Here is a 2,413-nt window from a genome sequence, read left to right as displayed (position 1 = left end):
GGTCGGTGAAGGGGGTCGGTGGCGGGCCGGCGTTGACGCGGGAGGCGATCTCCCGACAGGTCTCGGTGACCAGCGCGGCCGACGGCGGCGGGTCGAGGCGTACCGGCAGGCCGGTCGGGCCGCCGACGTGGGCCGCACCGGGGTCGGCGAGGATCCGGGTGAGCGTCGGGTCGTCCGGTAGGTCGATGCCGCGTACCACCAGGTGGACCCCGCAGGCGGCCCCCGTGCGGACCACCCGGTCCAGTTGGCCGCGCTCGTGCCTGGACGGCTCGTCCCCGCCGAGCAGCACCGCGACCCGCCACGGCTCGGGCCGGCGGCCGGTCGCCGCGGCCAACTCGCGCAGCGAGGCGTACTCGCCGGCGAGGACCGTCTCGTTGATCCGGCGGATCTGTTCCACCAGGTCGTCCAGCAACCGCCCCAGCCCACCCGGACCGACGAAGGTGAGCAGCCCGGCGGTGCCGAGCGGGGCGAAGCCTGCCAGGCCGCCGCCCAGGTGCTCCGGGTCGTAGCCGTGCAGGCGCACCGCGCCCGGATCGGCCCGGCCGGCGGCGCGCAGCAGCAGCGCGGAGACGACCGCGTCGCCGCCGTGCCGGTCGGTGCCGGACAGGTGCACGTGCCCGGCGTCCAGCAGCGGGACCAGTGCCGGGACCGGTTCCGCGCCGGGGATACGCAGCGTGCCGACGCGGACCGGACCGACCGGTTCGCCCCGGCCGGCCGGGGTGGGCCGCCACTCGGCCCACGGCGCGGACGCCGCGCCGGGCGCCTCCCGCACAACCGCGGCGGTGGCCCGGCGGGCCAGCTCGGTGATCCGGGTGGCGTGCCGGTCGTCGATCTCGGTGAGCCGGCGGTCCCGCTCCGCGGCGACCCGCTGCGGCACGGCGGCGGCGGCCCGCCGGGTCCGGGCCAGCCGTTCCCGGGCGGCGGCCAGCTCCGTCTCGGCGGTGGCCAGCCGGGTACGGGTGGCGCCGAGTGCCTCGGAGAGCAGACCGCGTACCCGGGACACCAGGTGGCCGCGCAGGTCAGCCACGGGGCCCGCCGTCCGGGGCGGTGGTCCGCCCGCCGGGCGGGCCGTCGGCCGCCTCCCGGCGCGGTTCGGCCACCTCGGGACGGGGCAGGTCGCGGCCGAGCCGGGACAGCAGCACCCCCGTCACCACCCCGGCGGCGACGGCCGAGTCGGCGGCGTGCGGCTGTTCGTCGCCGTCGCCCCGGCGCGGCGGGGGCATCCGGCAGATTCGGGTGAGCAGGGTGTCCAGCACCGGCGGGGGCAGTCCGGGGAGCAGGTCGCGGACCCGGCCGTCCAGCTCGCCGCGCAGCCGGCCCAGGTCGTCGGCGCGGGGCGGGTGCCCGAGCAGCTCGCCGGCGAGGTCGCGCAGCAGCGGCGGCGCGACCGCGGCCATGCCGAGCCCGATGTCGGCGTGCGCGCCGCGCAGGTCCCGGCGCAACCGGTCGCGGTCGCCGGACCGGATCCCGCCCGCCACCCGGCGCAGCAGCTCCCGGGAGTCGGTGATCCGTTCGTCCGGCTCGTCCGGCGGGCCCTCCTGGCCCCCGGTCAGCTCGGCGACCCGCACCGACCACCAGCGCGTGACGGTGGGGTCCTCGCGCTGCTCGGCCGGCGGCGTGGCGGGTGGCGCGGCGTCCTCGCGGGGCGCGTCGTGTTTCGGCGCCCGGCTCACCGGCGGCGCCGGTGGGGAGCCGTCCGGGGCGAGCCCGATCCCCGCCAGGTACGCCGACAGCTGCTCCTGGGCCACCCGCAGGGCGTGCCCGGCCGCCTCGGCGTGCTCGACCGCCGCGGCGAGTTCCGGCACTCCCAGCGGATTCGCCGACTCCTGCCGGACCCAGCGCAGCCGCTCGGTGGCCTGGCCGAACTTCTCCAGCGCCAAAGCGAGCTGGGCGAGGGGGAACTCCTCGGCGGCGGCCCGCACCTGCGCCCCGACATCCTCCACGATCGACACGGCGGCCGCTCAGAGGGTCGAGACGTAGAGCTGCGCCTGCTCGACCGCGACCAGTGTCGCGGCGAGGCATTCCTCCAGCTCCTGGCCGGCCTGGGTCAGCGAGGCCTGAGCCGCCTCCACGGTCTCGTGCCCGCTGCCCTCCAGTGCGCCGGCGAGGGTCTGCTGCGCCTCGGCGAGCTTCTCGCCGGCGGCCTGGACCGCTGTCTGACCGTCCCCGATCTGTTGGAGGGCGACCTCGATGGCTGCCTTCAGTTCGGCGACGCTCGCCACTATGACCTCCTGGGGGCGGGGAGACGTCCATTACAACGCATACCCGGGCCGTAAAGAATCTCCACCCTGGACATCTCCGGCCCGCACGCTCGGATCAACCCCGCGACGTGCGCCCCGTCCCGCTCGCCTCGCGCGCCCGGTCCCACCCACACCCCACCTGGTCCCGGCCACGGGACCGCGCGGCCGAGGGT

The 2,413-nt window shown here is 77.8% G+C and carries 2 protein-coding genes and 1 pseudogene; all 3 read right to left on the bottom strand.

Annotated elements, in window-relative coordinates; all coding sequences use genetic code 11:
• Window positions 1-1,027: pseudogene (locus tag E1193_RS31110) on the bottom strand (cell division protein FtsK); the annotation flags it as partial.
• Entirely contained in the window at window positions 1,020-1,952 is a 933-nt protein-coding gene (locus E1193_RS31105; RefSeq protein ID WP_243707982.1) for a hypothetical protein, read from the bottom strand. The pseudogene E1193_RS31110 and the gene E1193_RS31105, both read right to left, overlap by 8 nt.
• Before the next feature lie 9 nt (window positions 1,953-1,961).
• Window positions 1,962-2,222, bottom strand: a complete 261-nt coding sequence (locus E1193_RS31100) for a hypothetical protein (protein WP_132186691.1) — start codon at window positions 2,220-2,222, stop codon at window positions 1,962-1,964.
• Between the last annotated feature and the right edge of the window lie 191 nt (window positions 2,223-2,413).

This window comes from Micromonospora sp. KC606, from assembly GCF_004348675.1.
In the GTDB taxonomy this organism is placed as follows: domain Bacteria; phylum Actinomycetota; class Actinomycetes; order Mycobacteriales; family Micromonosporaceae; genus Micromonospora.
Note: the sequence above shows the minus strand (reverse complement) of the source record. Positions and strands in the feature narration are given on the sequence as shown.